The following is a 26,994-nucleotide window of genomic DNA, read 5'->3' on the forward strand; positions in this document are numbered from 1 at the left end:
ATAGGCCGACACCGCTGAGGCCTATCGCGGCCCGATTCCCGGTAGGGTCTGGAAATTCAGCGAATCCGGTGCTGATCCGGGCGCCGGCAAAGCACCGCCCCGCTCCACCTCATCGCTTGGGTTGACCGGCATCAGACCTGACCGGCGGTCCTCTTCGGCGGCACGCGCGTCCGCGGCCGCTTTTCTTTCCGCAGCCTGCCGCGCCGCCTGGGCTGCCCGCTGGTCGGCGAGCGCCTTGGCCTCCGCCGCCGCCTTGGCGACCGCAGCGGCACGGGCATCTGCCTCGGCCTTCTGCCGCGCGGCCTCCTCGAGAGCGAGCGCGCGCCGCCTCTGCTCCTCCGCGGCGCGGACCCGGTCGGCCTCCCGCTGCTCGGCGCGTGCCTTGTAGAGCGTGGCCTCCCGGCGCAGGCGTTGTTTCTCCAGCACGTTCGCCTGGAGGATCTCCACCCGCCGCCGCTCGCGCTCGAAGGCGCGCAGCGACAGGAAGCTGGCAAGCTCGCCGGTCTGCAACTGGAACCCCGGCGCGTCCAGACCCCCTTGGTAGGACAGGTCGACCTCCGGCTCGGCACCGGCAACGGTCTGGTCGCCTGCGTCGAAGAGAACCCGCAGCCTTGCATTCAGCGTCTCGTCCGGGAGCGACACCTCGGCATTGCCCGTGACCGTCGCGCCCTCGACTTTCGCGGTCACGTTCTGCGCCCGGAGCGTCCCTCCCGCAATGCTGAACGGGACCTTGACCGAGCCGAGGGCTGCATCGCCCGAAAGGATCGCCGGCCGGACAAGCGGCTCGACGGCCACCGGCGTGATCTCGCCTTCGAGCCGGTCCGCCCCATCGAGGATCGCCGGAAACGCGCCCAGGTTCAGCCCGCGCACCGTCAGGTCCGAAAGGTTGACCTCGCCGGACCCGCTCGCCGATTGCGCCATGGCCGCCGGGGTCTTGCCGGACGCTTCAAGCGCCAGCGCCAGATCGAAACGCCCGTTGGCGACCGAGGCTCCGGATGTCTTCCACGCCGCGGCGGAAAGATCGCCTCCGGAGAGATCGAGCCGGGCCTGCAGGAAGCCGGACCCGTTGCCGTTGCCGAGCAACATCCGGCCTGACATCTTGCCGCCGAGCCACTCGCCGGCCGCATCGGTGATCTCGAGCTGGTCACCCTTCCAGACGGCCTTGCCGATCATGTTGGAAATGGCGCCGTAGACGCCGGGCCACACCTGTTTGGCCGTCAGGTCGAGCGCAACATCGTAGCCGCTCAACGCGACGGGCGCGACCGGCGAGGTCGCGAGCGTCCCCTCGAGCGGGTCGAGGACCGGCCCGAGCAGGCCTTCCGCTGCCCAGGCGAGATCGAGCGTATCGACCGCCAGCTGGCCGGTCGCCTTGCCGGGCACCGTTCGGTCAAAGGCGATCTGGCCGGTGAACGCGTTCCTGTCCGCCTTGCCCTCGACACCGGACAGCGTCACCGCCTCGGGTGTCACGGTCACGTCGCTCTTCAGGCTCACCGGCAGTCCGGCCCCCGTCTGCGGCAGCGCGATCCCCTGCACCAGCAGGAAGGGCTCGATATCCTGACTTTCGAGCGTCAGCTTGGTCTGCCCCGTGAGGAACCGGTCGCGGGACAGGTCGATCTCCCCGCTCGCGTTGAGCGCCGTCTTCTCCGTGGTGAAGCTCAGCGTCCCCGAAGCCTTGTCGCCTTCCGTGCTTTGCAGCTTGATCGACAGGAGGCCGTTGGCATCCGTATCGAACGGCAGCGGGTCGAAACCCGCCTGCCCGAGCAGCGCCAGGCTCGACGGATTTTCGAGCGTGGCCTCGAGGAAGATGCCTTGCCCCGCCAGCGCCTGTGCAATCGTCGGCGCCTGATAGTTCGCGGCGACACGGCTGCCGCCCGCCGTGCCGACGATGCCGAAGGTCACCGGTGCGTCGCCTTCGCGACTTCCGGCCGTCAGCGTCACGTCCAGGGCTGCGTCGTTGTAGTAGCCACCGCTGCGGGCGAGCCGCGCGAGAATCGGATGGGCGGCGGCATGTCGCTCCACCATCTGGAAGAAGGCGGTCATATCCGGCGCGGCGATCTTCATCTTTGCGGACACGATCGGCGCCGCCAGCGTTCCGCCCATGCGTCCGGATGCTGCAAGCTGCGCGCTGGCAATGTTGCCGATGGAGGCCCGCTCGGCCTGCAATTGTCCGTTCTTCAGCGTCGCGACCAGCTGCACGTCGCGCGCCTCCTCGCCGAAGGCTAGGAGCGTGTCGGCAGAGATATCCGCGGCAATCGTGTGCGACAGCAGCGTCTCGTAGGACGCATCGCCCGCCACGAGTCCCGTCAACGCCTGCAGCGCTTCGAGATCGATCCGGTTGCCCTTGAGCTGCACCGAAAGCGTGGGGGGAACGCCGTTCAGGGCCTGCCGCTCCACCCGCCCGGTCAAGGTGGCTGGCCCGACGGCAACTTCGAGACGCTCGAACTGCTGCAGCGAATCTGTCAGATTGACCGTCGCGGAAAAGCCGGCGGTGCGCAGGCGCCGGATCGCGGGATCGACCGAGCCGGCGAGCCAGGAGGCAAGCCCCGAAGGCTGATTGGATGCGACGAGCAGGTCGCCGCGGAACGCGCGCTGACCCGAGAGATTGAGCCGCCCCTTGGCTTCGAGCTGGGTTCGGCCCGGAAACTGCGCGACGGCATTGTCGACCATCCAGCCTGCGCCGTCGGGACGGAGATCCAGCCGCACGTCCCGGACGGTCGTGTCGCCGATGACGATGGCGGGAAGCTTCAGATTGGCCCTGCCCGGTACCTGGGGAATGGGGATGTTGGCGATGATTTCCATCATCGCGGAGAGCCGCTGGCGGATCGAGATTGCGGGATCGCGCCCCGTCTTGCCTGCAGCGCCGGCCTTGCCGCCAATCCGGCTGACGTCGATCTGCTGGCCGTCGGCGAGGAGAAGAAACTCGGGTGTCTTGCCGGTATCGAGCGTCGCCTCGCCGGTGACGAGATAGGGATCGTCCCGCGGGCCGACCTCGACGCGATAGTCCGGCACGCGAATCCGGTCGTTGGTCAGTTCGAACTGGCCATTGATCCGGAGCGCCGCCACGTCGTCTTCGCGCTTGGCCGCATCGGCAGGACGGTTTTCCGTCATCGTGAACTTGCCCTGGTAGACAGGGCGGAATTCGACGACCTTCAGCTCGCCATCGAGATCGACGCCGAAGGGTCGCTTGTCGGGCGTCAGCCGCGCGCGCAGCGGCAGGCCGCCGCCGTCCAGAAGCTCGCCGCTCAAGAAGGCGAAGCTTCCCGCCTCGCCATCAAGCGCAGCCCGCCCCTCGACCTTCCAAGGGCCGGCAAGCGTGCGCGCGGACAGGTCGGCATTCAGGGCGGTCACCTCCCGCGTGCGGCCCGTCTGCTCGTCGATGAACTCGATCTCGCCATCGGTGATCTCGACGTTCTCGAGGACCACCGTCTTTGCGGGGATGGCGGCCCGGCGACCGCGCGCCCAATCGAGCGTTCCGTCCGGCAGGAGCCGCATCTTGGCCTTGGGCTTGTCCAGCCGCATGTCGAAGATCAGGGCCTCGCCGGAGAGAAAGGGCGCAAGCTCCGCGTCCATCGAGAATCGCTCGACCTGGACGAGAGGGGCGCCGGCCTCGGTTTCTCCGATGCGCACATCGCTGAGGGTTACCGAGGGAAAGGGAATGATCCGGGCATCGACGCTGCCATGCACGACCACCGGCTGTCCGATGATCCGGCTGGCCTCCCGCTCGAAGTCTTTGCGGAAATCCGTCCAGTCGATGAACAGCGGTGCGATCAGCGCGCCAAAGAGCGCGAGCACGAACAAACCGCCGACGATGACGAAAATACGCGAAAGCACCGAGCGTTACGTCCTGTCCGATCCTGCCACGCAGCCCCCCATGGGCTGGTGTCTCCCCGTTATCCCTACTGCCGCCACGCTGCAGCTGCGCATCGCGCGTCGGCGGCGGTCGACTGTCAAAGACCTGCCGTTCTGCCCCATGTCTGCCGGGCACCGTACGGGCGATGCAGTAGCATGGCGCGGCGGCAAATTCTCGTTCATCCTTTAAAAATCTTCCCCGGATTGAAAATTCCCGCCGGGTCGACGGCCCGCTTGATCTGTCGCATCAGAACCAAAGCATCGCCGAGTTCCGCCTCCAGAAACGGCATTTTCCCCTGACCAATCCCGTGCTCTCCCGTACAGGTCCCGTCCATGGAGAGCGCTCGCGCGTTCAGCCGCTCGACGAAGGCCTCCGCTCGCGCGACGTAGGCTGCATCCTTGTCGTCGAACAGAAGGCCGACATGAAAGTTCCCGTCGCCGGCATGGCCGACGATGGGGGCGATCAGGCCATTTTCCCGGATGTCCTCGCGTGTGGCCTCGACACAGTCGGCCAGACGGGAGATCGGCACGCAGACATCGGTGGAGAGCATGGCGAGATCGGGGCGAAGCGCTTTCTGCGCCCAGTAGGCGTTGTGGCGGGCCTTCCACAGAACGGCGCGTTCGTCGGCATTCGCGGTCCAGCTGAAATCGCTGCCGCCGAAGGCTGCGACGATCTCGGCGAAGGCCGCTGATTGCAGCGCGACACTTTCCGCGCTGCCGTGAAATTCGACGAACAGGGTCGGCTTCACCGGGAGTTGAAGACCGGAATAGGCATTGCTCGCGATGACCTGGGTCTCGTCCAAAAGCTCGATCCGCGCGACGGGAATTCCCGACTGGATGGTCAGGATCACCGCGTTGCAGGCGGCACCGACATCGTCGAACGCGCAGACGCCGCCGGCGATCGTTTCGGGGATGCCGTGCAGCCGCAGGGTGACCGAGGTCAGAACGCCGAGCGTGCCTTCCGCGCCGACGAACAGCCGGGTCAGGTCGTAGCCGGTCGAGGACTTGCGCGCCCGGTGCGCGGTGCGGATCTCGCGGCCATCCGCGATGACCGCGGTGACGGCGAGAACGTTTTCCCGCATCGTGCCATAGCGCACCGCGTTGGTTCCGGACGCTCTGGTGGACGCCATGCCGCCGATCGACGCATTGGCGCCGGGATCGATCGGAAAGAACAGGCCCGTTGCCCGCAGCTCCCGGTTCAGCGCCTCGCGGGTAATCCCGGGCTCGACCGTGCAGTCGAGATCGCTTTCGTTGACGGAGAGAACGCGATCCATCCGGCTCATGTCCAGGCTGATGCCGCCGTGCGGTGCATTGACATGGCCTTCGAGCGAAGAGCCTGTCCCGAAGGGTATGAGAGGCACAAGGTATTCGGCGGCGACCCGGACGATCGCCTGAACCTCGGCGCTCGTTTCAGGATACACCACGGCGTCGGGAAGCTGCGCCGGTATGTAGGTGGTGGTGTGGGCGTGCTGTTCGCGGATCGCCTGCCCGGTCTGGAGGCGTTCACCGAACTGCGCCTTCAGCGCGACGATCGCATCCGTGATCCCCGGCTCGTTGCGAACACCCGACTTGATCGCCTTCAGAGCCATCGACCGCATCCTCCAACCGAGGCACGGTGCCTGCGGTCCTGCTGAGATATCAATGCGCTACTGTAGAATCCGGAATCACTTTGTCCAGCCTCTCCTTCGTCGCGTGAGGATCTCCCGGCATTTTGCAAAACGCATGGGACGCCGGCGCCACAGCTGCACCGTTTCGAGACAGATGCGGTGCGCGGCCGACTATTCCGCCGCGCGCAGCCGTTCCTCTTGCTCCACCTCGTGGACGCCGTAGGCTGCGGCGAGCTCCCGCTGCAAGCGCCGTTCCTCGTCCACCTGCGGCTTGGAGAAGCGTGCGATGGCCAGGTAGGCGACAGGGGTCAGGTACAGCGTGACGACGGTGGCAAGACCGAGGCCGCCGACGAGAACCCAGCCAAGCGCGACACGGGCCTCCGCCCCCGCACCACTGGCAAGCACGAGCGGTACGGCACCGACGATGGTCGCGATCATCGTCATCATCACCGGACGAAGCCGGATATTGGCGGCATTCTCGATCGCCTCGCGCAGGCCCTGCCCGCGGTCGCGCAGCTGGTTGGCGAACTCGACGATCAGGATGCCGTTCTTCGCCATGATGCCGACCAGGAGCACAAGGCCGATCTGGCTGTAGATGTTCAGCGTGTTGCCCGTGAGAATCATCGCGAACACGGCGCAGGCAAGGCCGAGCGGCACCGTCGACATGATCACGAGGCCGCTAACCAGGCTTTCAAACTGCGCGGCCAGCACAAGGAAGATGATGACGATCGCAAAGCCGAAGGTGACAAACAGGGCGCCGGAATTCTCGTTAAGCGTGGCAGCTTCCGCCAGCGGCACCACGCGGGACCCTGCGGGCAGGAGCGGTTTGGCAACCTGCTCGGCATAGGCAAGCGCTTCGCCAAGCCCGGTCCCGGGCGCAAGGCCGGCGGAGAGCGACACGGCACGAAGCTGCGATTCGCGCGACAGCTGTGGCGCGACGGCCTGTTCCTTGACGGTCGCGATCGACGACATCGGCACGATCTTTCCGTCCCCGGTCTTCAGGTAGAGGTTTTGCAGGTCCGTCGGATCGTTGACGGGATTGGTGGTCGACAGCAGCTTTACCGGATAGGCCTCGCCCTCGACATAGACGTCGATGACGCTGTTGCCGTCGAGCATCGCCTGCAGAGCCGCCGACAGGCCGTTGATGTCAATGCCGAGATCCGAGGCGCGTTCCCGGTCGATGGTGACGGACAGCTGCGCCTGGTTCGCCTCGTAGTTCAGGCGCACGTTTTCAAACCGGCCGCTGTCCTCCATCTGCCGGACGAGCTTGGCGGCGGCATCGCCGAGCGCCTTGTAATCATTGCCCACCAAAGCGAGCTGCAGCCCGTTGCCGGCACCGCGGATCCCCAGGCTGTTGGGCTGGACCGGGAAGACGCGGATCGACGGAATCTCGGCCGACAGGCGCGAGATCTCGCGCGAGATCTGCTGCTGCGTCCGCTCGCGGTCGCCCCAGGGGGACAGCGACAGGACCATGAAGCCGGAGTTGACGGCACCGCCCTGCCCCGAGATGGAATAGACATTGGCGATTTCGCCTGCCTTGACCATCGGTTGCAGCGCATCTTCCACGCGGCGCATCTGCGCCTGGGTGTAATCCAGCGAAACGCCCTGCGGCGCCTGCATGCGCAGAAGAATACGCGCCCGGTCCTCCGTCGGCGTCAGCTCGGACGGAAGCGTGGTGAAGGCGACGCCGCCAGCCACGACGAGCATGGCGGCGGCGAGGAAGACGACGAGCGGTGAATTGAGACAGGCCGTGAGGGAACGCCGATAGCCACGGGCAAAGACGCCGCCGACCCGTCCGAGGACGCCGCTGTGACCATGCCCATCATGCTGCGCCGTGAGCATGCGCGACGCCAGCATGGGGCAGAAGGTGAGCGCCACGAAGGCCGACAGAAGGATGGCGAAGGCGAGGACAAAACCGAATTCGCGGAAGAGCCCACCGGTCTGCCCGGGCAGGAAGGACAACGGAATGAACACGGCAGCCAGGGTCGCGGTGGTTGCGATGACCGCGAAGAACACCTCGAGCGTGCCGAGCACGGCGGCGGCCCGTGGCCCCATCCCTTCGCTTCGCCGTCGCACGATGTTTTCGAGCACGACGATGGCATCGTCGACCACCAGGCCGGTCGCCAGCACGATGGCCAGCAGCGTCAGGATGTTGATCGAGAACCCGGCCATGTAGATGGCGGCACAGGTGCCGATCAGCGCGATCGGCATGGTCAGAACCGGGATCAGGGTCGCCCGCCAGTCGAGGAGGAACAGGTAGATGACCACCGTCACGATGATGACGGAAGCCACCAGCGCGATCTCCACCTCGTGGATGGCGCCCTGGATGAAGACGGCGTCGTCGCTGGTAATGGTGAGCTCGGTTCCCGGCGGAAGGATCTTGCCGATCTCCGCGACCGTCGTCTTGACGCCGTTCGAGATGTCCAGCGTGTTCGATTGCGCCTGGCGGATGATGCCGAGGCCGATGCCCTGTTTGCCGCCGGAGCGCAGGGAGGACGTGCCGACGTCGGGGCCCATGGTCACGGTGGCGACGTCGCCGAGGCGCACATTCGGCCCGAGGATGACCTTCTCGAACTGCTCCGGCGTCTGCAGGTCGGCCGTCGCGCGGACGGAGAGATCTTGATTGGCGCTGGTCAACGATCCCGCGGGAACGTCGAGCGAGGCGGTGGCCAGCGCCGTGCGCAGATTGGCGACCGTAAGTCCGCGCGCCGCGAGCTTGCCCTGGTTGACGTCGATGCGGAAGATCTTCTCCTGCTCGCCGTTCAACTGGACGTCGGCCACGCCTTCGACCGAAGCGAGCCTGTCGGTCACCTCGTTCTCGGCCAAAAGGGTAAGATCCTCCATCGAAAGCGTGTCGGAGGTCAGCGCAAGCCGCAGGATCGGCTGGCTGTCGGCGTCCGCCTTGACGATTTGCGGTGCATCGGCACTGTCCGGCAGATCATTGGTGACACGGCCGAGCGCATCGCGCACATCGTTGGAAGCCTGTCCGATATCCGTCGTGTCGGAGAACTGGAGCGTCACGCGGCTCTGGGCGTATTGCGAGGTGGACGAAATATCCTTGATGCCCTGCACGCGCGAGACGGCGCCCTCGATCACCGACGTCAACTCGCGGTCGACCGTCTCCGGCGCAGCACCCTCGAATCGCGTATTGACGGAGACGACCGGCTGGTCGACCTCCGGCAGTTCGCGGATCTCCACGCCGTTCAACGCGGCAAGGCCTGCGACGATGATCAGCGTATTGACCACCAGCGCAAAGATCGGCCGTCGGATGAAGAGCGCGGTGAAACCCGCCGATCCCCCCGCATCCGTCTTGTGCGCACCGCTCATCGCGCCACCTCCGTGGCCGTCACAGCGGGCTGCGCACTCGACATCTTCTGCTCGTCCCCGTCCTTGGTCGAACGGGCAGGTACATTGGCGACCTTGACCTCGCCGCCATCGCGCAGGCGCTGGACGCCCTCGGTGGCGACCATGTCGCCCTTAGCAAGCTTGGCATCCACCAGGACCTTGTCGGAGTTGCGCTGGATGATCGTCACCGGCACGCGCTCGGCCTTGCTGTCGACGACCCGCCAGACATAGGAGCCATCGGCGCTCCACTGCACGGCCAGCGGATTGACCGTGGGATAGCTGTCTCCGGGGAAGCGGACGGTGACCGAGAAGGACATGCCCGCACGCAGGCTGTCGTCGGGATTGTCGAGGCGCGCACGCACCCGCAGGGTCCGGCTCGCCTGGTCGATGCGGTTGTCGATCGCGTGGATCGCGCCGGTCAGCTGGCGCGTGACCTGGGCCACGGCAACGGCGGAAACCTCCTGGCCGACCTTCATGTTGTTCGCAAACCGCTCGGGAACCCAGAAATCGACAAGGATCTGCGAGCGATCATCGACGACGGCGATCGGCGTCGAGGTGGTGACGTAATCGCCGGGATTAACCGTGATGATGCCGACGACACCCTTGGACGGCGACGTGATGGCGCGTCGCGCGAGGTCCAGTTCCGCCGTCTTCAGCGCAAGTTCCGCGGCCTGCTCGGCAAACTCGGCCTCCCGCAGTGTCGCGATCGAAACCGCATTGCCGAGGCGCCGATTGCGCTCGACCTTGTCGCGGGCGGCATCCAGGAGCACCTTTGCCTGCGCGACCGCGAGCACCTGCTCGTCGCTGTCGAGCTTTGCAATCACCTGCCCCTTTTCGATCCGGTCGCCGGATTTCACCAGAACTTCGGTCAGGTTGCCGGTCGACAACGGCGTGACGGAGACGGAGAGGATCGCTTCGCCATTGCCGATGGCATTGAGCCGATCATTGACGAGCGCCGTCCCCGCAGCTTCGGTCACGACAAGCGGCGTCTGGTTGCCGGCAGCGGCCCGTTGCGTGCCGCTCGGCCCGCTTCGTCCTTGCCCCTTGTCCTGCCCGGTCGTCGCCGGCGCGACAAGAGCCACCATCCCGCCGGGAACGCCTGCCGAGACGAGCAAGGGTCCGGCCGACGGCGCGAACCGCACCCATACCCCCAGACCGACGAGGAGAATGACGAGGCTGAGGATCAGCTGTTTCCAGATCTGCATGCAGGTCTCCGAAGTGGGCATTCCCGAAAGGGATGGTTCAGACGAGCGGAATGCAACGGCCAGCGGCAAAGTACCGGGCGGCACGCGTGTCACGCAATCCCGGACGGCCATCATTACGCAATTGTAATGCGGACGGATTTCCCGTACCCGGCAGATCGTTCAGCCTTCGGGCCCGGAATAAAAGAAGAACGCAATTCTGGCCTTTCAGACCCGAATCACTACATTGAGCCGCATGAGCAACGGTTTCGACGACATCCCCTTCTTCGACGAAGAGCCCGCACGCACGCCTCCGAAAGGCGATCGCGGAAGCCTCGCATCGGCAAAGGCAGCCGGTGGCGCGCCGGATGGCCACGGCACCCCGGGCGAAGCGGATCAGGACCGGCGCCCTGCGCCCTCGCAGGGGCCCTCGGGTCTTGCCGCGCGCGCCATGGCCGCACGCGACCGCGACCGTGCCCCGGATTATCTCTCTGGCCTCAACCCAGAACAGCGCCTGGCAGTGGAAACGCTGGACGGTCCGGTGCTCGTTCTGGCAGGCGCGGGCACAGGCAAGACACGGGTCTTGACCACGCGCATCGCCCACATCATGGCGACCGGCCGGGCCTATCCGAGCCAGATCCTGGCCGTTACCTTCACGAACAAGGCCGCGCGCGAGATGAAGGAGCGCATCGGCGTTCTCGTGGGCGGCGCCGTGGAGGGCATGCCTTGGCTCGGCACGTTCCACTCCATCGGCGTCAAGCTTCTCCGGCGTCATGCCGAGCTCGCGGGCATCCGCTCGGATTTCACCATCCTCGACACCGACGACGTCACCCGCCTGATCAAGCAGATCCTGCAAGCCGAATCGATCGACGACAAGCGCTGGCCGGCCAAGCAGTTCGCGCAGCTGATCGACGGCTGGAAGAACAAGGGGCTGACGCCCGCGGACATTCCCGAGGGTGATGCGCGCGCCTTCGGCAACGGCAAGGGCCGCGAGCTCTACGCGGCCTACCAGGCGCGTCTGCGAACCCTGAACGCCTGCGATTTCGGCGACCTCCTGCTTCACCCGATCGCGATCTTCCGCAAGCATCCCGATCTGCTGCGCGAGTATCACGGCCGCTTCCGCTATATTCTGGTGGACGAGTATCAGGATACCAACACGGCGCAGTACATGTGGCTCCGCCTTCTGGCCCAGCGACCGAGCCCCGCCAAAGGGGAACCACGCACCGCGGACAACACCGTCAACATCTGCTGCGTGGGCGACGACGACCAGTCGATCTACGGCTGGCGCGGCGCGGAGGTGGACAACATTCTGCGGTTCGACAAGGATTTTCCCGGCGCCGTCGTGATCAAGCTGGAACGCAACTACCGCTCGACCGCCCATATCCTTGCGACGGCCGGCCATCTCATTGCCCATAATGAAGGCCGCCTCGGCAAGACGCTGTTCACGGACCGGCACGATAGCGACGACCGGAAGGTCCAGGTGCACGCCGCCTGGGATTCCGAAGAGGAAGCCCGCGCGGTCGGGGAAGAGATCGAACAGCTCCAGCGCGACAAGCACATGCTGAACGACATGGCGATCCTTGTGCGCGCGTCCTTCCAGATGCGCGAGTTCGAAGACCGGTTCGTCACCCTCGGGCTGAACTATCGCGTCATCGGGGGTCCGCGCTTCTACGAGCGCATGGAGATCCGCGACGCGATGGCCTATTTCCGGCTCGTCTGTCAGGATGCCGACGATCTGGCCTTCGAGCGCATCGTCAACACGCCGAAGCGCGGCCTCGGCGACACCACGATCCGCCTCCTCCACGACTATGCGCGCGCCCGCGATATCCCGATGCTGGCGGCCGCGGCCGATATCATCGAGACCGACGAGGTGAAAGCCAAGGCCCGCAAGTCCCTCTTCGACGTCGTCACCATGGTGCGCCGCTGGCAGGGGCTGCTTGAAAACACGCCGCATACGGAGCTTGCGGAAATCATTCTCGAGGAATCCGGCTATACCGACATGTGGAAGGTCGACAAGACGGCCGAAGCCCCCGGCCGACTGGAAAACCTGAAGGAACTCGTGCGCTCGATGGAGGCCTTCGAGAGCATGCGCGGCTTCCTCGAACATGTTTCGCTGGTCATGGATGCCGAGCAGAACGAGAGCCTCGACGCCGTCAACATCATGACGCTGCACTCCGCCAAGGGGCTGGAATTCGAAACGGTCTTTCTTCCCGGCTGGGAGGAAGGCCTTTTCCCGCACCAGCGTTCGCTGGACGAAGGCGGGCGATCGGGGCTCGAGGAGGAACGCCGCCTCGCTTATGTCGGCATCACGCGCGCCAAGCGCCGCTGCCATCTCTGGTTCGTGTCGAACCGCCGCATCCACGGCCTCTGGCAGTCGACCATCCCCTCGCGCTTCATCGAGGAGCTGCCGGTGGATCATGTCGAGGTTGCGGAGATGGAGCAGTCCTATGGCGGCTACGGGCGCGGCGGCTATGGCCAGTCCCGCTTCGATAAGCAGGAGCCTTTCCAGAACACCTATGCCACGCCGGGCTGGAAGCGCGCCCAGGCCAACAAGACGGATGCGACCCGCGACAACTGGGGCAACCGTTCCGGCGTTGCCATCGACCGCATCGGCTACGGCGAAAGCGGGCCCAAGGCGCGGACGATCGAGGGGGAACTGACGGTCCGCTCGACCGTGGAAACGCCCTCCAAATTCGCCATCGGCGACCGCGTCTTCCACATCAAGTTCGGCAATGGCAATGTCGCCGGTATCGAAGGCAACAAGCTGACGATCGACTTCGATCGCGCCGGCCAGAAACGCGTGCTGGACGGCTTCGTCGAAAAGGTCTGACGGCGAAGACTTTAGTCCCGATGGATCCCTGTATGGTGCGTATGCTTCTTCTGCTTATGATTTTATGAATAAGCTTTTTACACTAAAGAGCCTCACCTGCTTTTTATCGCAGGTGAGGCTCTTTTTATTTTTTCTGATCGAGATTAACCGCTGGATCATTCGGCCAGCGCTTCAACGCGATAATCCATAGAAAGACGATGCTGATCAAAGGTAATACTGTCAAGATCGACAGGATTGCCGGCAGGCCAGTTCGCTTAAAAATGATCCAGAATGGAGCTACAAAGCCTACCGCAAAAATCAGAACTATTAGCAAATGCCATAAACTAAAACTACCCATGTCTCCCTCTCTGCTAGGTCACTGACATATATTAATATATCATAATATATTAATATAGGGTAAATGATTCAAACGCCATGCTCTCTTCGCTTTAGTGTTATAAATTCCCCTTCTATTATCGTACATCGGTCTAGAAGTGTTTGTATTTGTTTAGTTTTATATAAGTAATCTATAGTCGTCAGTGTTATCTAACCTAACCGTTTTCACGTCGTTGACGAAAAGGTTCAAGCCGCTTTCGCCGCCGTTAGTTCCTGAGTCGGACCCCGTTCGATGCCTTTGCCAGTGCAGCCCGTTGAGCATCGTTCAACCGTGACCGAGGTCCGGGAGCCTTTCCATCAACCAGCCCGGCGGGGCCATTGCCATTAAACCGCAAGCCCCAGTCTCGCACGATCTGCAGCGTCACATCGCCCAGCCGCGCCGCATCCGAGCGCGAGCCTCCCTCATAGATCAAGGCAAGCGCCATAAGACGACGCGCCTGCGCCGCATACTGCTCTGGCGGGCCAGACGCCGAAGACTTTTCCCGTCGAAATCTGCTCGCAATGAAATCGCTGCCCCCATGGCCCATCTCCGGTTTGCAGTTTGCACCAGAGATTCTCGTTCATTGCCGTTCGGGAAGCCTAAGAGTCGCAGTCAGTGAGGACGCGCTTTAGCGCCTTAGCGCTTGACCGCCAGCCAGATGACATGGCGGGCGCCGCCACGTTTGCCGTTGGCCCGCGTCGAGACAGCGTCTGCGTCGAAGCCGCACTCTTTCAGCCGGCGGGTAAAACGCGGATCCGGGCGAGACGACCAGACGGCGAGCACGCCACCCGGACGGAGCGCCGCATGCGCGGCCCGCAACCCGTGGTGATCGTAGAGACGATCGTTGGATGCGCGGGTCAGCCCATCGGGGCCGTTGTCCACATCGAGCAGAATCGCATCATAGGCTGCGCGCGCGGACGCGATGCAGGTCCCGACATCGCCTTCGTGAATCGTGACCCTCCGGTCGTCGAGACAGCCCTTGAACACGCTCGCCATCGGTCCCCGCGCCCATCGAACCACAGCCGGCACCAGTTCGGCCACCATCACCTCGGCCCCTTCGGGCAGGATGGCGAGCGCGGCACGCAGGGTAAATCCCATGCCGAGCCCACCGATGAGGACCGCCGGACGCGGCCGCTCGCCGATCTTCGCCCAGGCGAGAGAGGCCAGTGCCTCCTCGGATCCGCTGAGCCGACTGTTCATCAGCTCGTTGTTTCCGAGCATGATGGAGAACTCCTCGCCGCGGCTCTTCAGCCGCAATTCGCCCACGTTGCCGCCACCGGCGGCACCGGAAAGTGCGTCAGGGGTCGCGCCGGGAATGTCGGCTCTATCGATCTCGATCCAGGGAAGCATCGGCAGGGGTCCGGTTGAAGACGCCCCTCCCTACCCCAGATCGCGACGGACGGGAACCGCCTGCTGGCCCGATCAGCCGTTGCGCGAGAAGAGCGAGGCGAGGGTCTTGGCGGGCTTGGAGAAGCCGCCCTTCATGCTCTTGACGATGACCATCTGGGTGATCTCGCCACGCTTGAAGGCCTTGAGGAAGCGCGGATAGTCGGCAAAGGCCACGCAGCCATGGCTGTCGCCGCGATTGCGCAGTAGATAGCTGTGCGCCAGCAGGCCGACGCGGCCATGCGGTGCGACCCCATCGATCGGGGTCAGGCGGACGGCTTCCACGCCGTGGAACAGGGCTTCGCGCATCGTCACCTTGTAGGTGCCGGGAGGCGTCGGCCCCTTCATCGGAATGTGCACGGCATTGGGGTTGTCGCGCAGCTTGCCGATGCCGGAATGCGCCTCGAGCTTTTCCCCGTTCGGCATATGCACGACCCCGGCCGAAATATCGTAATATGCGACACCCTTGCGGCTGCCGAACAGCGGCCGGGTCGGCGCCATCGACGGCCCGTCGTCGTCCTCCAGGTCGATCGGCGCGTTCGGCTTGGCATAGGCCAGTTGCATCGATGGCTTGCGCGGACGCTCCGCAGCCGCGGGCGCCTCGTCGGCCTCGATGGTGACGCCGGGGCGGGACAGAGGCAGCGGCCCGAGGTCGGGCAGACGATCCGTCGTCTCGTCATCGTTGAGCACGAGACTGAAAGGCTTTGGCAGCGAACCGGTCGTCTGGTTGTCCGGCTCCAGCATCGCATTTTCACGCAAGGGAACAGAAACCTCCGCGCGGGCATCGAGGGACGCGACCTGAACCGCCGCAGCTGTCGCGACCGGCGCGGCCGGCTTCGGCGGCAGAGCCGCCAGGACGATGCGGTGCGCCGCGCTGGCGGATGCGATCGGCGGCGGGGCCTTGGCGACCGCAACGGCGACGACCGGTGTTTTCACGAGGCGCGAGAACTTTGCCACATGCACGGTCCGCTCGCCCACGGGGCCGCGTGCGATGGCATTGAGGCCAAGCGACGTCTGGAAGGCCGGACGCCCTCCGGTGGCAAGATCGCCCGCAACGCCGTGCATGGTCAGAAGGGTCGCCATCAGCCAACCGGCTCCGGCAAGGCCGACGCCTGCGATGGCAAACCCCGGCAGCCAGCCTGCGCGCTTCTCCGTGCGAAGGCCGGGCCTGTGCGGCGACTGGGACTGCTGGCGGGGGGGACGCGTTTGCGAACGCGTGTCGACCTGTCGAACATTCTCAATCGCTAGCGCCATGGAACTCTTTACCCAAATTGGTTACGCAATCCGACGACAGCACGCCGTGCGCTGTCGTCGAAGCCGGCCGTTTGGGTCGCCTGGCGCTGATGTTGCGCGCTCCCTAGAACACTGCCGCTAGGCGAAAGAATGGCGAAACATGGTAACCATTTCCTTTACGAGCATCCCGAATTCTGACGATTGTGAAAAAGCGGAAGCCGCGGGCATGGCCGCGGCTTCCGTCTGATTCGCGTTTTTGGCCGTGGGTTTAACCGTCGATCCGCGCCGGAGCCCGGCGTTCCAGGAAGAACCAGGGGCGCAGGCGCACGCCCAGAACATTGCCGGCAAAGGCAGCGACGGCCCAGAGATAGCCATGCAGGCTGCCGGACGCGATGCCGGAAAAATACGCTCCGATGTTGCAGCCATAGGCAATCCGCGCCCCATAGCCGAGCAGCAAACCACCGACGACAGCGGCCAGGATGGACCTCAGGGGAATATCGAGGCTCGGCGCGAATCGCCCTGCCAGCGACGCGGCCAGCATGGCACCAGCGATCAGCCCGAAATCCATGATCGAGGTTACGTCCGCAAAGACGCTTTCGGCGAGCGCCTTGGCATTGGCCGGCGTCTGCCAGTAGGCCCAGGCAGAGGGATCAAGACCGATGGCCTGCGCGCCCTTGGCACCCCAGAGCGCAAACGCAGAGGTGATGCCCCAGGGCCGGCCGGCGAGCGCCAGCGTGGCAAAGTTGAGGAGCGCCAGCGCAACGGCGCCCCAGACCAGCGGCCACGGGCCCCGCAGGAAACGCCCCATCCCGCTGCGCGGCGATGGCGGCGCCTGCTCCAGCGCACCGTTGCGCCGCCGCTCGACCATCACGGTCAGGCCTGCGATCGCGGCGAAGATGGCCAGCGAGACCGCGATGCCGCCCCATGCGCCGAATGTCTGGACGAGCGAGAGCGGCGGAAGCGCGGGCAGGCTCGTCCACCAGTCGAAATGCACGGTGGCCAGAACCGAGCCGATCACGAAGAAGAGCAACGTCACCAACATGCGTGCATTGCCGCCGCCCGCCGTGAAGAGCGTGCCGGAGGCACAGCCGCCGCCAAGTTGCATTCCGATGCCGAACATGAAAGCGCCGGCGAGAACGCCGAGACCTGCTGGCGAGACCGAGCCCTTGACCGGATGCCCGAACAGCGTTCCGTCGGCCAGCGCCGGGAAAAACAGGATGACGGCGAGTGCAAGCAGGATCATCTGGACCCGAAGGCCGCGCCCACGACCCTCCGCGATGAAAACGCGCCAGGCCGACGTGAATCCGAAGGCCGCGTGATAAAGGGATATCCCAAGCGCGCCGCCCACCAGGAAAAGCGCACCCTGCACCGGCCCGTAGGCAAGACCGAGAAGAAGGGTTCCGAGAAGAAGGACAGCGATCGCGACGAGGCCCGGCGCCCCGAGAAACGGCGCGTCGCTTTGCGGCGCGCCCGCAGGCGACGGCCTCGACGGTGAAAGATCGGATGGCGACAGAACGGACATGGGCAAGTCTCCTAATACCCGGGATATAGAGGCGGGGGTACCGTCCTTCGAGGAAACCTGTTCTATCCCGGAGCTCCAGGTCGGAAAGTTGTTCCACGGCGATGCCCGCTCAGACCGGGCCGGGATATCCGGTCCGGTGATCGATAGGGAGCGCCGCTACGGCCGACATTTCATCATGGATGGCTTGTATTGCGGCGGTGCACGCTTATCTCGGCTGTGAACCTGATCCGGAGACCTGCCGATGCCTTTGCCCACGATCCGCCTTGCTGCCGCTGCTGCCTTTGTTGGCCTTGTCGGTCTTACGTCTCCTTCCATGGCCGAAGTCGTCGGCGATGTCGGTGTGGACTGGACCGGCAACGATATCGTCGTGGATGCCGTCACGGACCCGAAGGTCGAGGGCATAACCTGCCATGTCACCTATTTTGACCGCGGCGTCATCGATCGCCTGCGCAAGGGCAACTGGTTTGAAGATCCGTCCAACAATTCGATTGCCTGTCGCCAGACCGGGCCCATCGTTATCGATGATATCGACCTGTCGAAGGGTGGTGAGGAGGTCTTCCGCTCCGGCCTCTCCCTGATCTGGAAGTCGCTGCAGGTCACGCGCGTCTATGACAGGAAGAACAACACGCTGATCTACCTCGCGCATTCCCGCCAGGTCGTCGAGGGCTCTGCAAAGATGTCGATCTCGACCGTGCCGCTGTTCAACCAGCAGGTGACGTGGAAGAAGGGCGCTCCACAATAAGGCGCGCTGCATACCGGACGCAGGGCGTCATCGGTGAGGCCGGAGTTATGTCGCGGCTCGCGTCTCGCCGACAACCCTGTCCGACGTCACGACGACGATTCCGGATGCCGTCATTTCATCGATGGCCCGGCGGACACCCGCCGGGTCGATCCCGCGGCTGGCATCCTCGATGAACCGGATCTGCACCGCCGGCAGCATGGTCCGGGCATCGAGGGCCGAAAACTTTACGCAATAGTCCGTCGCCAGTCCGCAGAGATCGAGGCGGGTCACGCCGCGGGCCGAGAGCCAGTTGGACAGGCCCGTCACGGCCGTTCGATCATTGTCCCGAAACGCCGAATAGCTGTCGACCGTGCGGTCGAGGCCTTTCTGCTGGATCATGTCGATCCGCGTGAGATCGAGGTCCGGACGAAGTGCCGCGTCCTGCGTTCCCTGGACGCAATGGTCCGGCCAGAGCATCTGCGGCTGCCCCTTCAGCGTTCCCATCGTGAAGGGAACCGCACCTTCATGTTGCGAAGCAAAGCTGCCGTGATCGGCGGGATGCCAGTCCTGCGACGCGACGACGAGATCGTAGCCACCCTCCGCCATCAGCCGATTGGCGACAGGCACGACCGCATCCCCGTCGGGAACGGCAAGGTTTCCGCCGGGACAGAAACCGTTCTGGATATCGATCAGCAGAAGGCATTTCATCGGCTGCGTCTCTCCCGCGGCTTGGGTTCTGGCAAGCAGAGCTTAAACCGCAGGACCGCGCAGGGCTAGCCCTGCGCGGCGACGCTGCAGATGTGGTGACGCCCGCGGGCCGTCGATCAGGCCGCCTGCGCGAGCTCGTCCGCGATGACGGTGTCGAGATTGAGGAAGCAGACCATGGTCTTTTCCAGCGCCACGATGCCACGGCAGAAGGCACGCTGTTCTTCGGGAATGATTTCCGGTGCCGACTGCAGGTCCTCGCTGCGGATCGTCATCATGTCGGAAACCTGTTCGACGAGCAGTCCGACCAGCTTGCCGGCGATATCGGTGACGATGATGGCAGAGCGCTCCGACGGCTCCGTCATGTTCATGCCGAGGCGGCACGCCATGTCGATGACGGGAATGACCGCGCCGCGCAGGTTAATCAGTCCGAGGACGTAGGGCGGCGTGTGCGGCATCGGCGTCACGGGAGCCCAGCCGCGGATTTCACGGATGGCCATGATGTCGATGCAGAATTCCTGGTTGCCGAGATGGAAGGATACGATCTCCATCGAGCTTCCCGACTGTTTGGATGTGGTGTTCATGATCAGAATTCTTCCCATTGATCTTTGGAATTGGAGGCCGCCGGTGCTGCGAAGGCGCCGGAAAGCTTGCCCATGAGCGCCTTGGCGGGCGACGGAGCAGGACGGGAGTTGGCAGCCGCGGGTCGCACGGTCGCCGGACGGGCGGCAACCGGCCGCGGGGCGGCAGACGTTGTTTTTGCAGGTGTAGCTGGACGGTGGCTTGCCGGGGCGGAGGACATCGTGCGGGATGCCTGCGAGGGTGTGGAAGCCGTCGCGTAGGACGCCGCCGCACCGCCGATGGCGAACTGGCCGATCAGCGTCGAGAGGCTCTCCGCATCCTGCGCCAGCGTATGGCTTGCCGCGTTCGTCTGCTCGACCATTGCTGCGTTCTGCTGCGTCATCTGGTCAAGCTGGCCGATCGCGATGTTGATCTCGGTGAGACCCGTGGACTGTTCGCGTGCGGCGACGACGATGGTGCGCATATGCTCGTTGATCTGGTCGACATCGGTTCCGATGCGACCGAGCGCTTCGCCTGTTTCCTGGACCAGCCGCACGCCCGTCCCGACTTCGGCCGAGGACCGGCTGACAAGGCCCTTGATGTCCTTGGCGGCGCCCGCGGCCCGCTGCGCAAGCTCGCGCACCTCCTGGGCGACGACGGCAAAGCCCTTGCCAGCCTCGCCGGCACGGGCAGCCTCGACGCCGGCATTCAGCGCAAGAAGGTTGGTCTGGAACGCGATTTCGTCGATGACGTTGATGATCTTGCCGATCTCGGCCGATGCGTCCTCGATGCGCGCCATGGCGGCCACGGCCTCGCTAACGATACGGCCGGACTCTTCGGCATTGGCGTGGGTGCGGCTGACCATCTGGCTGGCCTCTTCCGCCTTCTCGGTCGCCGTGCGCACCGTGACCGTGATCTGGTCGAGCGCAGCGGAGGTTTCCTCGAGGGAGGCCGCCTGCTGTTCGGTCCGCTTGGCAAGATCGTCGGCGGCCGACCGCATCTGGCGTCCGTTGGCCGTGATGGAAGCGCTGTTGTCGCGCATGCCGGACAGCACCGTGCGCAGTTTTTCGACGGCCTGGTTGAAGTCGAGGCGGAGGGTTTCGAGGTCGGCCCGGAAGGGTGTATCGATGGCGACGGTCAGCTGGCCGTCGGCAAGCTTGTTCAGGGCCTGACCGAGCGCCGTGACCGCGATCTGCACCTGGCGCGCGTCATCGGCGCTCGATGTCTCGCGCTGCCGGCGCTCCGTTTCGTTGTGGCTGCGGCTGTCGGCAGCATCCCGCTCCAGTCGCTGCTTGTCGATGGCATCCGTGCGGAAGCGATCGACGCAGCGCGCCATGTCGCCGATTTCGTCGCCACGCTCCACCGCTCCGACCGGCGTGGCGTAATCGCCGCCGTGAATGCGCTGCATGCTGTCGCGCACGCCGAGAATCCCGCGGCGCAGGATATTGCCCTGCACGGTCAGAAGCCCGAGAACCAGGCCCATGGAGAGAAGGCCACAGATGAACTGCCAGAAGAAGGCCTCGCTCGAAATCGCGCTCGCTTCCTCGATGCGGGCCTGCGTCATCGCCATGCTGGCATCGGCGAGACGGCTCAGGCGTTCCGTCAGCTGTGCGCCTGCGGCGTCGATCTTGTCGTCGATGGCATCGAACGCAGCTTGATCCGCGCCGGACACGACGAGACCCTTGAGTTCTGTCTGGACCGACTGCGTCAACAGCACGATCATCTCGGGCACACCGGCGCCCAGGTCCGGCTTGCCGACCGCCGCCGCAAGACTGGCGATATCGCCGCTGGCGCTCGTCAGGCCGGAGACGCTCTCGTCGATCTCCTTCATGCGGTCCGGCGCGATCACCTTGTCGGCCTTGTCGACGATCGTATCCATCGCCGCCAGCACCAGGTCGAGGCTTGTCGCCCGCAGGTCGATGGCCTTGTTCTCCACGTGCTTGGCAACGGTCGCTTCGTCCAGAACCCGTTCGACCTGACGGTGCTCATACCAGCCAGTCGCCAGCATCGCGCTGATTCCGACGAACGACGCCACGCCCAGCGTGGCGAGCCTCTGACTAACGGTAAGGGATCTTTGACGGGTCTCGTGATGCATGTTTGAAGCGTCCGGAATGGCGCGGGATCGTGTCGCGCACAGGGGAAGAAGCAGCGGTCACAGATGTCTTTGGCGGGAGCGGCCGACCTCATGTCGACGCGCGGAATACCTGCACGGACGAAGAGCATAACAGCGATGCATTAAAGATCTGGTAAAGATGATGTCGGCCCCTCCCCGCTTCTCCCGCGGCCGGAAACGCGCTATAGGAGGCCATGGACAAACGCCTCGTCACCACCAACACGACCCGGGTCGCGCTCATCGGCGCAGGCCTGCTGCTGTTGGGCTGGGCAGGAATGATCGGCTGGTGGCGCTATGGCCCCGAAATGCTCCTCGGGCTGGCATCGAGCAGCCTTTCGCTCTGTTTCTGACGGATGATGTGATGGATGCGCGGCGTTCGGTCGCGCCTGAGATACCGAGCACCGTCGGGTGCCGGGGACGTGATCGTCCCGACCCGCCGCGCGACCGAAATCGGTTTGCGTGGAGGGTTGCTTGGCTCTAAACCGTCGTCCGGACTTCAACGGCACAGCATGAACGCGGGACGCGCCTGACATGAGACTTCTTCGAATCGTGCTTTGGGCCGCTGTTCTGGTTACGGCATCCGCGCTCGGCTTCCTCACCTACCAGATGACGGAGACGAAGGAGGCTGCAGCCGGCGGTCCCTTCGGCGTTCCCTTCACGCTGGTGGCGCAAGACGGCCAGCCGATCACGGAGAAAGCCCTGACCGGCAGGCCCTCGGTCCTGTTTTTCGGCTTCACCCATTGCCCGGAGGTCTGCCCGACGACGCTGTTTGAAATGAACGGCTGGCTCGAGAAGGTCGATCCCGACAGCACCCGGCTTAACGCCTTCTTCGTGACCGTCGATCCGGAACGCGATACGCCGGACATCCTTGGCCAGTACGTGTCCAATGTCAGCCGCCGCGTCACGGGCATTTCCGGGCCGCCGGACAAGGTCATGGAGATGGTCAAGGGCTTTCGGATCTATGCAAAGAAGGTCCCGCTCGATGCGGCGAAGCCGGACGGCGACTACACGATGGACCATTCGGCCTCCGTCTTCCTGCTGGATGCCGACGGTCGCTTCCGCGGCACCATCGCCTATGGCGAGAACACGGATACGGCCGTCCAGAAGCTGGAAAATCTGGCCAAGGGCTGATCCGAGCGCGGGTGATGCGTTCGATTGGAAAAACGCATGCCATTTTGGCCGTGCAAACCCCTGCCGTCGTGGTAAAGCGCTCATCCGAAGCTTTTGAGACCGGAAGGACGACCCGTGGCTGACTTGCGCCTCTATCTCACCACCACCGAAAAAGGTGCCAACAGCCTTCTCGCCCGCATGACCGACGCTTTCGAGGACGACGGCTATGCCATCGCCACGATGGAGATCGACGAGAAGCGCGACATCTGGGAGGCGTCCGTCTATCTCGATTTCGCAGAGGAGGACGAGATTCGCGCGCGGTTTGCCGATATCGTGGAGGGCTGGAAACCGGGCACCGAAATCCTGCGCGAAGAAATTCCCGATATCGACTGGATCGCCAAATCGCTTGAGGGCCTCAGCCCCGTGGCCGCAGGGCGCTTCCTGGTCCACGGCTCGCACGATCGGGACAAGGTGCGCGCGGGGCAGATTGCAATCGAGATCGACGCCGGGGAAGCCTTCGGGACGGGTCATCACGGCACGACGGCCGGCTGCCTCGAAATGATCGAAAGCGTCGTTCGGTCGCGCACGGTCACCAATGCGCTGGATCTGGGAACGGGCAGCGGCGTGCTTGCGATCGGCCTGCGCAAGATCAAGGCCGTCCCTGTCCTCGCCACCGACATCGATCCGATTGCAACCCGCGTCGCCCGCGAGAACATGCGCCGCAACGGCATCGCCAGCGGCATTTCCGCCGTCACGGCCACCGGTTTTCAGTCGCCGGCCTTTGCCGAATACGGGCCTTTCGACCTGATCATCGCGAACATCCTCGCCCGTCCGCTGATGCGCATGGCGCCGGAGCTTGTGCGCCACCTGCTGCCGGGCGGCTCCGTCATTCTCTCGGGCATCCTCGCCGAGCAGCGCTGGAAGGTCCTCTCCGCCTACAATGCCCAGAAGCTGCGTCACGTCCGTACGCTCTGGCGCAACGGCTGGGTCACCATCCATCTCGACAGCCGTCCCTGACGGCGGCATCGATCAGGCGAAACAAAAAGACCGTCCGACGCAGGCAGCGTCGGACGGTCTTTTTCAATCCAAGGCGATGCCGGAGCACCGCCCGTGGCCGGCAAGCCGGCCATGTCCGCGAGCCAAGGGAGGAGGAATGCTCAAGCGGACTCTGCGTGATCCCTAAACGCCGCCCGGAGGGAGGAGGAGAAGGCAAACGATCGAACGGATCACTCAGAAGATTGCCTTTCGGCATCTGCGGCAACGGGGTGTTCGCAGCCCGTCCGTTGGAGATGCTTTTACCGCTTTCGGCACGATCCGCTAGGGGCCGGGGCGAATAGGTGCCATGCAGAATCCGCATAAGTATGATGAATGCGGGCGCGGACAGGTCGGTTGCTTTGATGGGACACCGCGGCTGGATTTGCTATAAGCGGGCATCCCAGTTCATCCGCATGCAGGAAGACACCATGTTCCAGTCCTTCGACGTTACCTCCGCTCCTCAGTTCGGACGCGCGCGGGCAGATGGCCTCCGCGCCGCCTTCGATGCACTCGGCATCGATGGATTTCTCGTTCCGAGGGCCGACGAGTATCAGGGGGAATATGTACCGGCCTGCGCAGAGCGTCTCGCCTGGCTGACGGGCTTCACCGGATCGGCAGGCGTCGCCCTCGTCATGCGCGACACGGCCGTGGTGTTTGTGGACGGGCGCTACGTCACCCAGTTGGCCGAACAGGTGGATGGCACGGTCTACACCGGCGGCGACCTGATCGGCGCGCCGCCGCATCTCTGGATCGAGCACCATGCACCGAAGGGGTTTCGTCTGGGTATCGATCCCTGGCTGCACACCAGCGCCGAGGTGCGCAGGCTGGAAACGGCACTCGCGAAGATCGGCGGAACACTCGTCCACCTCGACCACAATCCGCTCGACCGCCTTTGGACGGACCGGCCCGACATCCCGCTCGGCCGCGTCGCCATTCAGACGATCGAACAGGCCGGCATCCTCGCCACCGAAAAAATCGCCGATATGGCGGAGAACGTGGTGAAGGCGGGCGCCGCGGCCGTGATCCTCACCGACCCTTCCTCCGTCGCCTGGACCTTCAATCTTCGCGGCAATGACGTGCCCCATACGCCGCATCCCCTCGCCCGCGCGATCATCCATGCCGATGGCGGAGCCGAGATCTTCCTCGATGCCCGCAAGACCGGGATCGAGGAAAAGGCCTATCTGACGCAGATGGCCGAGATCAAAGCGCCCGACACCTTTGAGGCGCGGATCTCGACCATCGCGGCATCCGGCGCCGCCGTGATGCTGGATCCGGATCATGCCGCCTTTGCGCTCGCAGACCGGATTCGCAAGCACGGCGGCACCGTCATCGAGGCGGCCGATCCCGCTCGTCTTCCCCGGGCGTGCAAGAATGCCGTCGAGCGCGAAGGCTCGGCCCGCGCACATCTTCAGGACGGCGCCGCCATGGTCGAGTTCCTGGCCTGGCTTGATGGAACGACGCCCGGCACCGTGACCGAGATCGCCGCGACGCAGAAGCTGGAAGCCGCACGGACGGCCTGCGGCGAACGGCTGCAGAATCCGCTCAAGGACGTTTCCTTCGACACGATCGCCGGTGCCGGGCCGCATGCGGCGATCATGCATTACCGCGTCACGAACGACAGCGACCAGCCGCTCGAAGCGGGAAGCATGTTTCTGATTGATTCCGGCGGTCAATATGTCAACGGCACCACGGACATCACCCGCACCGTGGCCATCGGCGACGTGCCCGCCGAACAGAAGCGTTTCTTCACGCTCGTCCTTAAAGGCATGATCGCCATCAGCACCGCACGTTTCCCCAAGGGCACGCGCGGGGTGGAACTCGATCCGCTGGCGCGCATAGCCTTATGGAAGGCGGGCGCCGATTACGGGCACGGCACCGGGCATGGCGTCGGTTCCTACCTCTCGGTCCATGAGGGGCCGCAGCGCATCTCGCGCGCCGGCATGCAGGAGCTCCTGCCCGGCATGATCCTCTCCAACGAGCCGGGCTACTACCGCCCCGGCGCGTTCGGCATCCGGATCGAGAACCTGCTGTACGTCCAGGAGGCCGCAGCCGTCGAGGGGGGCGATCAGGCGATGCTCGGCTTCGAAACGCTGACGTTCTGCCCCATCGACCGCCGCCTCATCCTGCCGGAGCTCCTGACGGCGGACGAGCGCGCCTGGGTCGATCGCTATCACGTTGAAACCCGTGAGAAGCTCACGCCGCTGATCGAGAACGCGGAGGCAAAGCGCTGGCTGGAGGCCGCGACGGCCGCCCTTTAATGCATGTTGCCCGAACGTGTGCAGCGGTTTCGGGAAACACATGCATTAAAACAAGAACCTAAAGTGTTTCGGCCGCCGACGTCGTCTCGGCGGTCGAAGCGACGATCAAAACAGCCCGGCAGAGCGCAGCAGCATCACCACGGCCCATCCGGCAAGCAGCATGGGAAGAGCCGAGAGCCGGAGGCCGACGAGGAAGGCGACGAGGATCGCGATGGTCACATCCACGCCGCCGAAGACGATGGCCGGCGCCACCAGGGTCGAGAGGACGGCGGCCGGAACGGCATTCAGGGCCGCCTCCATCCGCGGTGGGATCTTCTCCATGCGGGCGATCATGATCGCGCCGCCGATGCGCGTGAGATAGGTGGCGATCGCGGCAAGGATGATGACGCCAATCAGCCGGAGGTCTTGCGGCAGGAGATGATCGAAGCTCATCGGGCGGTCTCCCCGGATTTGACCGGCAGGCAGGCGGCCAGCACGACGCCGGCAAGGGCGCCGATGCTGACATGCCAGGGCGACCCGACAAGCCGCATGGCAATCACGGACACGACGGAACTGACCGCGACCACCGGCAGCCAATGGTCACGACGACGAAACCCGAGCACCAGCGCCATGAAATAGATCGGCAGCATCACATCGAGGCCGATCGCCTTGGGGTCGCCGATCAAACCGCCGAAGACCGCTCCAAGGGCCGTCGCGACCAGCCAAGGCAGATAGATCGCCAGGCCGAGCCCCATATACCAGACGAAGGTGACCGGCTCGCCGCGTTCGCCACGCTTCTCCGTCTCGGCATATTGCGGATCGGTCAGGAGAAACAGCGCCGCCGCCTTCTGGACGAGCGAGAAGTGCGCGATGTGACGTGCCATGGACGCGGAATACAGGACGTGACGGAAATTGACGGCGAAGACCGAGAGCACGATCAGCCAGGGTTGGACCGCATGACCGAAGAGTTCCAGCCCCACCATCTGGCTTGCGCCGGCAAACACCGTCGCGCTCATGAAGAGCGCGTCGACGATGCTGAAACCGTTGTCGATGGCGAGCGCGCCGAACAGCGCTCCGAAAGGCGATGCGGACAAGACGATCGGAACGCCGCGGCGCGCACCGTCCCAGAAATCACGAGATGCCATGTTGAAATCCAAGGCTTTGCCGCACCAGCGGCACCAAGGCATGTCCGGACAGAGCGTGA

18 protein-coding genes and 1 pseudogene are annotated in these 26,994 nt (G+C 64.7%); 6 read left to right on the forward strand and 13 right to left on the reverse strand.

Features of this window, described 5'->3' with window-relative positions:
• Window positions 1-21: 21 nt before the first annotated feature.
• The 4 genes from ASG03_RS16760 to ASG03_RS16775 all read right to left on the reverse strand — a co-directional run bounded on the left by ASG03_RS16760 (window position 22) and on the right by ASG03_RS16775 (window position 10,006).
• Window positions 22-3,831 (reverse strand): AsmA family protein, encoded by a 3,810-nt coding sequence (locus ASG03_RS16760; RefSeq protein ID WP_082475813.1) that lies wholly within the window; start codon window positions 3,829-3,831, stop codon window positions 22-24.
• Between the two features lie 197 nt (window positions 3,832-4,028).
• On the reverse strand, window positions 4,029-5,438 hold the full coding sequence (locus ASG03_RS16765; RefSeq protein WP_062694637.1) for an FAD-binding oxidoreductase: 1,410 nt from the start codon (window positions 5,436-5,438) through the stop codon (window positions 4,029-4,031).
• Window positions 5,439-5,627: 189 nt separating this feature from the next.
• Window positions 5,628-8,783 carry an efflux RND transporter permease subunit gene (locus ASG03_RS16770; RefSeq protein WP_062694642.1) on the reverse strand — a complete coding sequence of 1,052 codons (3,156 nt, stop codon included), beginning with the start codon at window positions 8,781-8,783 and terminating at the stop codon, window positions 5,628-5,630.
• Window positions 8,780-10,006, reverse strand: coding sequence for an efflux RND transporter periplasmic adaptor subunit (locus tag ASG03_RS16775; RefSeq protein WP_062694644.1), 1,227 nt, complete (start codon window positions 10,004-10,006; stop codon window positions 8,780-8,782). The genes ASG03_RS16770 and ASG03_RS16775 overlap by 4 nt, the downstream gene beginning before the upstream one ends.
• Window positions 10,007-10,238: 232 nt before the next feature.
• Between ASG03_RS16775 and ASG03_RS16780 the strand changes: the two genes are divergently transcribed.
• Window positions 10,239-12,812 (forward strand): ATP-dependent helicase, encoded by a 2,574-nt coding sequence (locus tag ASG03_RS16780; RefSeq protein WP_062474126.1) that lies wholly within the window; start codon window positions 10,239-10,241, stop codon window positions 12,810-12,812.
• A 614-nt stretch (window positions 12,813-13,426) separates the two neighbouring features.
• Here the strand turns inward: ASG03_RS16780 and ASG03_RS21185 are convergent.
• The 4 genes and pseudogenes from ASG03_RS21185 to ASG03_RS16795 all read right to left on the reverse strand — a co-directional run.
• Window positions 13,427-13,707 (reverse strand): annotated as a pseudogene (locus ASG03_RS21185) (helix-turn-helix domain-containing protein); the annotation flags it as partial.
• Window positions 13,708-13,803: 96 nt separating this feature from the next.
• A complete protein-coding gene (locus ASG03_RS16785) occupies window positions 13,804-14,517 on the reverse strand; it encodes a spermidine synthase (protein ID WP_062694646.1) in 714 nt (237 codons plus the stop codon).
• A gap of 72 nt (window positions 14,518-14,589) precedes the next feature.
• Window positions 14,590-15,807 carry a DUF2778 domain-containing protein gene (locus ASG03_RS16790; RefSeq protein WP_062694648.1) on the reverse strand — a complete coding sequence of 406 codons (1,218 nt, stop codon included), beginning with the start codon at window positions 15,805-15,807 and terminating at the stop codon, window positions 14,590-14,592.
• Between the two features lie 247 nt (window positions 15,808-16,054).
• On the reverse strand, window positions 16,055-17,308 hold the full coding sequence (locus ASG03_RS16795; RefSeq protein WP_082475815.1) for a YeeE/YedE family protein: 1,254 nt from the start codon (window positions 17,306-17,308) through the stop codon (window positions 16,055-16,057).
• Window positions 17,309-17,549: 241 nt separating this feature from the next.
• Here ASG03_RS16795 and ASG03_RS16805 point away from each other — a divergent pair, with 241 nt between their 5' ends.
• Entirely contained in the window at window positions 17,550-18,050 is a 501-nt protein-coding gene (locus ASG03_RS16805) for a CreA family protein (protein WP_062694652.1), read from the forward strand.
• 45 nt (window positions 18,051-18,095) lie between these two features.
• Here the strand turns inward: ASG03_RS16805 and pncA are convergent, their stop codons facing one another.
• The 3 genes from pncA to ASG03_RS16820 all read right to left on the reverse strand — a co-directional run bounded on the left by pncA (window position 18,096) and on the right by ASG03_RS16820 (window position 21,390).
• Window positions 18,096-18,737: a bifunctional nicotinamidase/pyrazinamidase gene (gene pncA / locus ASG03_RS16810; RefSeq protein WP_062694654.1), complete on the reverse strand. Its 642-nt coding sequence runs from the start codon at window positions 18,735-18,737 to the stop codon at window positions 18,096-18,098.
• Between the two features lie 116 nt (window positions 18,738-18,853).
• Window positions 18,854-19,318, reverse strand: a complete 465-nt coding sequence (locus ASG03_RS16815) for a chemotaxis protein CheW (protein ID WP_062474135.1) — start codon at window positions 19,316-19,318, stop codon at window positions 18,854-18,856.
• Between the two features lie 2 nt (window positions 19,319-19,320).
• Window positions 19,321-21,390: a methyl-accepting chemotaxis protein gene (locus tag ASG03_RS16820; RefSeq protein WP_062694656.1), complete on the reverse strand. Its 2,070-nt coding sequence runs from the start codon at window positions 21,388-21,390 to the stop codon at window positions 19,321-19,323.
• 212 nt (window positions 21,391-21,602) lie between these two features.
• On the opposite strand from ASG03_RS16820, the gene ASG03_RS21560 reads away from it, so the two are divergent.
• The 4 genes from ASG03_RS21560 to ASG03_RS16835 all read left to right on the forward strand — a co-directional run bounded on the left by ASG03_RS21560 (window position 21,603) and on the right by ASG03_RS16835 (window position 25,811).
• The gene (locus ASG03_RS21560; protein WP_156379658.1) at window positions 21,603-21,758 is read left to right on the forward strand and encodes a hypothetical protein; all 156 of its coding nucleotides are present in this window, start codon (window positions 21,603-21,605) and stop codon (window positions 21,756-21,758) included.
• A 181-nt stretch (window positions 21,759-21,939) separates the two neighbouring features.
• Window positions 21,940-22,539 carry an SCO family protein gene (locus ASG03_RS16825; protein WP_062694658.1) on the forward strand — a complete coding sequence of 200 codons (600 nt, stop codon included), beginning with the start codon at window positions 21,940-21,942 and terminating at the stop codon, window positions 22,537-22,539.
• Between the two features lie 114 nt (window positions 22,540-22,653).
• Complete coding sequence (locus ASG03_RS16830; RefSeq protein ID WP_062694660.1) at window positions 22,654-23,535, forward strand: 50S ribosomal protein L11 methyltransferase; 882 nt, start codon at window positions 22,654-22,656, stop codon at window positions 23,533-23,535.
• Window positions 23,536-23,981: 446 nt separating this feature from the next.
• Entirely contained in the window at window positions 23,982-25,811 is a 1,830-nt protein-coding gene (locus ASG03_RS16835; protein WP_062695268.1) for an aminopeptidase P family protein, read from the forward strand.
• A 105-nt stretch (window positions 25,812-25,916) separates the two neighbouring features.
• On the opposite strand, the gene ASG03_RS16840 is transcribed toward ASG03_RS16835, so the two are convergent.
• The gene (locus tag ASG03_RS16840; protein WP_062694662.1) at window positions 25,917-26,243 is read right to left on the reverse strand and encodes an AzlD family protein; all 327 of its coding nucleotides are present in this window, start codon (window positions 26,241-26,243) and stop codon (window positions 25,917-25,919) included.
• On the reverse strand, window positions 26,240-26,935 hold the full coding sequence (locus ASG03_RS16845) for an AzlC family ABC transporter permease (RefSeq protein ID WP_062474606.1): 696 nt from the start codon (window positions 26,933-26,935) through the stop codon (window positions 26,240-26,242). Before ASG03_RS16845 ends, ASG03_RS16840 begins: the two co-directional genes overlap by 4 nt.
• Between the last annotated feature and the right edge of the window lie 59 nt (window positions 26,936-26,994).

This window comes from Rhizobium sp. Leaf341 (genome assembly GCF_001424325.1).
Classification (GTDB): Bacteria; Pseudomonadota; Alphaproteobacteria; order Rhizobiales; family Rhizobiaceae; genus Ferranicluibacter.

Coding starts and splice junctions, on each gene's coding strand:
- ASG03_RS16845 (WP_062474606.1), bottom strand. CDS start 26,935: ATGGCATCTCGTGATTTCTGGGACGGTGCGCGCCGCGGCGTTCCGATC.
- ASG03_RS16825 (WP_062694658.1), top strand. CDS start 21,940: ATGAGACTTCTTCGAATCGTGCTTTGGGCCGCTGTTCTGGTTACGGCA.
- ASG03_RS16840 (WP_062694662.1), bottom strand. CDS start 26,243: ATGAGCTTCGATCATCTCCTGCCGCAAGACCTCCGGCTGATTGGCGTC.
- ASG03_RS16780 (WP_062474126.1), top strand. CDS start 10,239: ATGAGCAACGGTTTCGACGACATCCCCTTCTTCGACGAAGAGCCCGCA.
- ASG03_RS16795 (WP_082475815.1), bottom strand. CDS start 17,308: ATGTCCGTTCTGTCGCCATCCGATCTTTCACCGTCGAGGCCGTCGCCT.
- ASG03_RS16835 (WP_062695268.1), top strand. CDS start 23,982: ATGTTCCAGTCCTTCGACGTTACCTCCGCTCCTCAGTTCGGACGCGCG.
- ASG03_RS16785 (WP_062694646.1), bottom strand. CDS start 14,517: ATGCTTCCCTGGATCGAGATCGATAGAGCCGACATTCCCGGCGCGACC.
- ASG03_RS16820 (WP_062694656.1), bottom strand. CDS start 21,390: ATGCATCACGAGACCCGTCAAAGATCCCTTACCGTTAGTCAGAGGCTC.
- ASG03_RS16790 (WP_062694648.1), bottom strand. CDS start 15,807: ATGGCGCTAGCGATTGAGAATGTTCGACAGGTCGACACGCGTTCGCAA.
- ASG03_RS16765 (WP_062694637.1), bottom strand. CDS start 5,438: ATGGCTCTGAAGGCGATCAAGTCGGGTGTTCGCAACGAGCCGGGGATC.
- ASG03_RS16770 (WP_062694642.1), bottom strand. CDS start 8,783: ATGAGCGGTGCGCACAAGACGGATGCGGGGGGATCGGCGGGTTTCACC.
- ASG03_RS21560 (WP_156379658.1), top strand. CDS start 21,603: ATGGACAAACGCCTCGTCACCACCAACACGACCCGGGTCGCGCTCATC.
- ASG03_RS16815 (WP_062474135.1), bottom strand. CDS start 19,318: ATGAACACCACATCCAAACAGTCGGGAAGCTCGATGGAGATCGTATCC.
- ASG03_RS16805 (WP_062694652.1), top strand. CDS start 17,550: ATGCCTTTGCCCACGATCCGCCTTGCTGCCGCTGCTGCCTTTGTTGGC.
- pncA (WP_062694654.1), bottom strand. CDS start 18,737: ATGAAATGCCTTCTGCTGATCGATATCCAGAACGGTTTCTGTCCCGGC.
- ASG03_RS16775 (WP_062694644.1), bottom strand. CDS start 10,006: ATGCAGATCTGGAAACAGCTGATCCTCAGCCTCGTCATTCTCCTCGTC.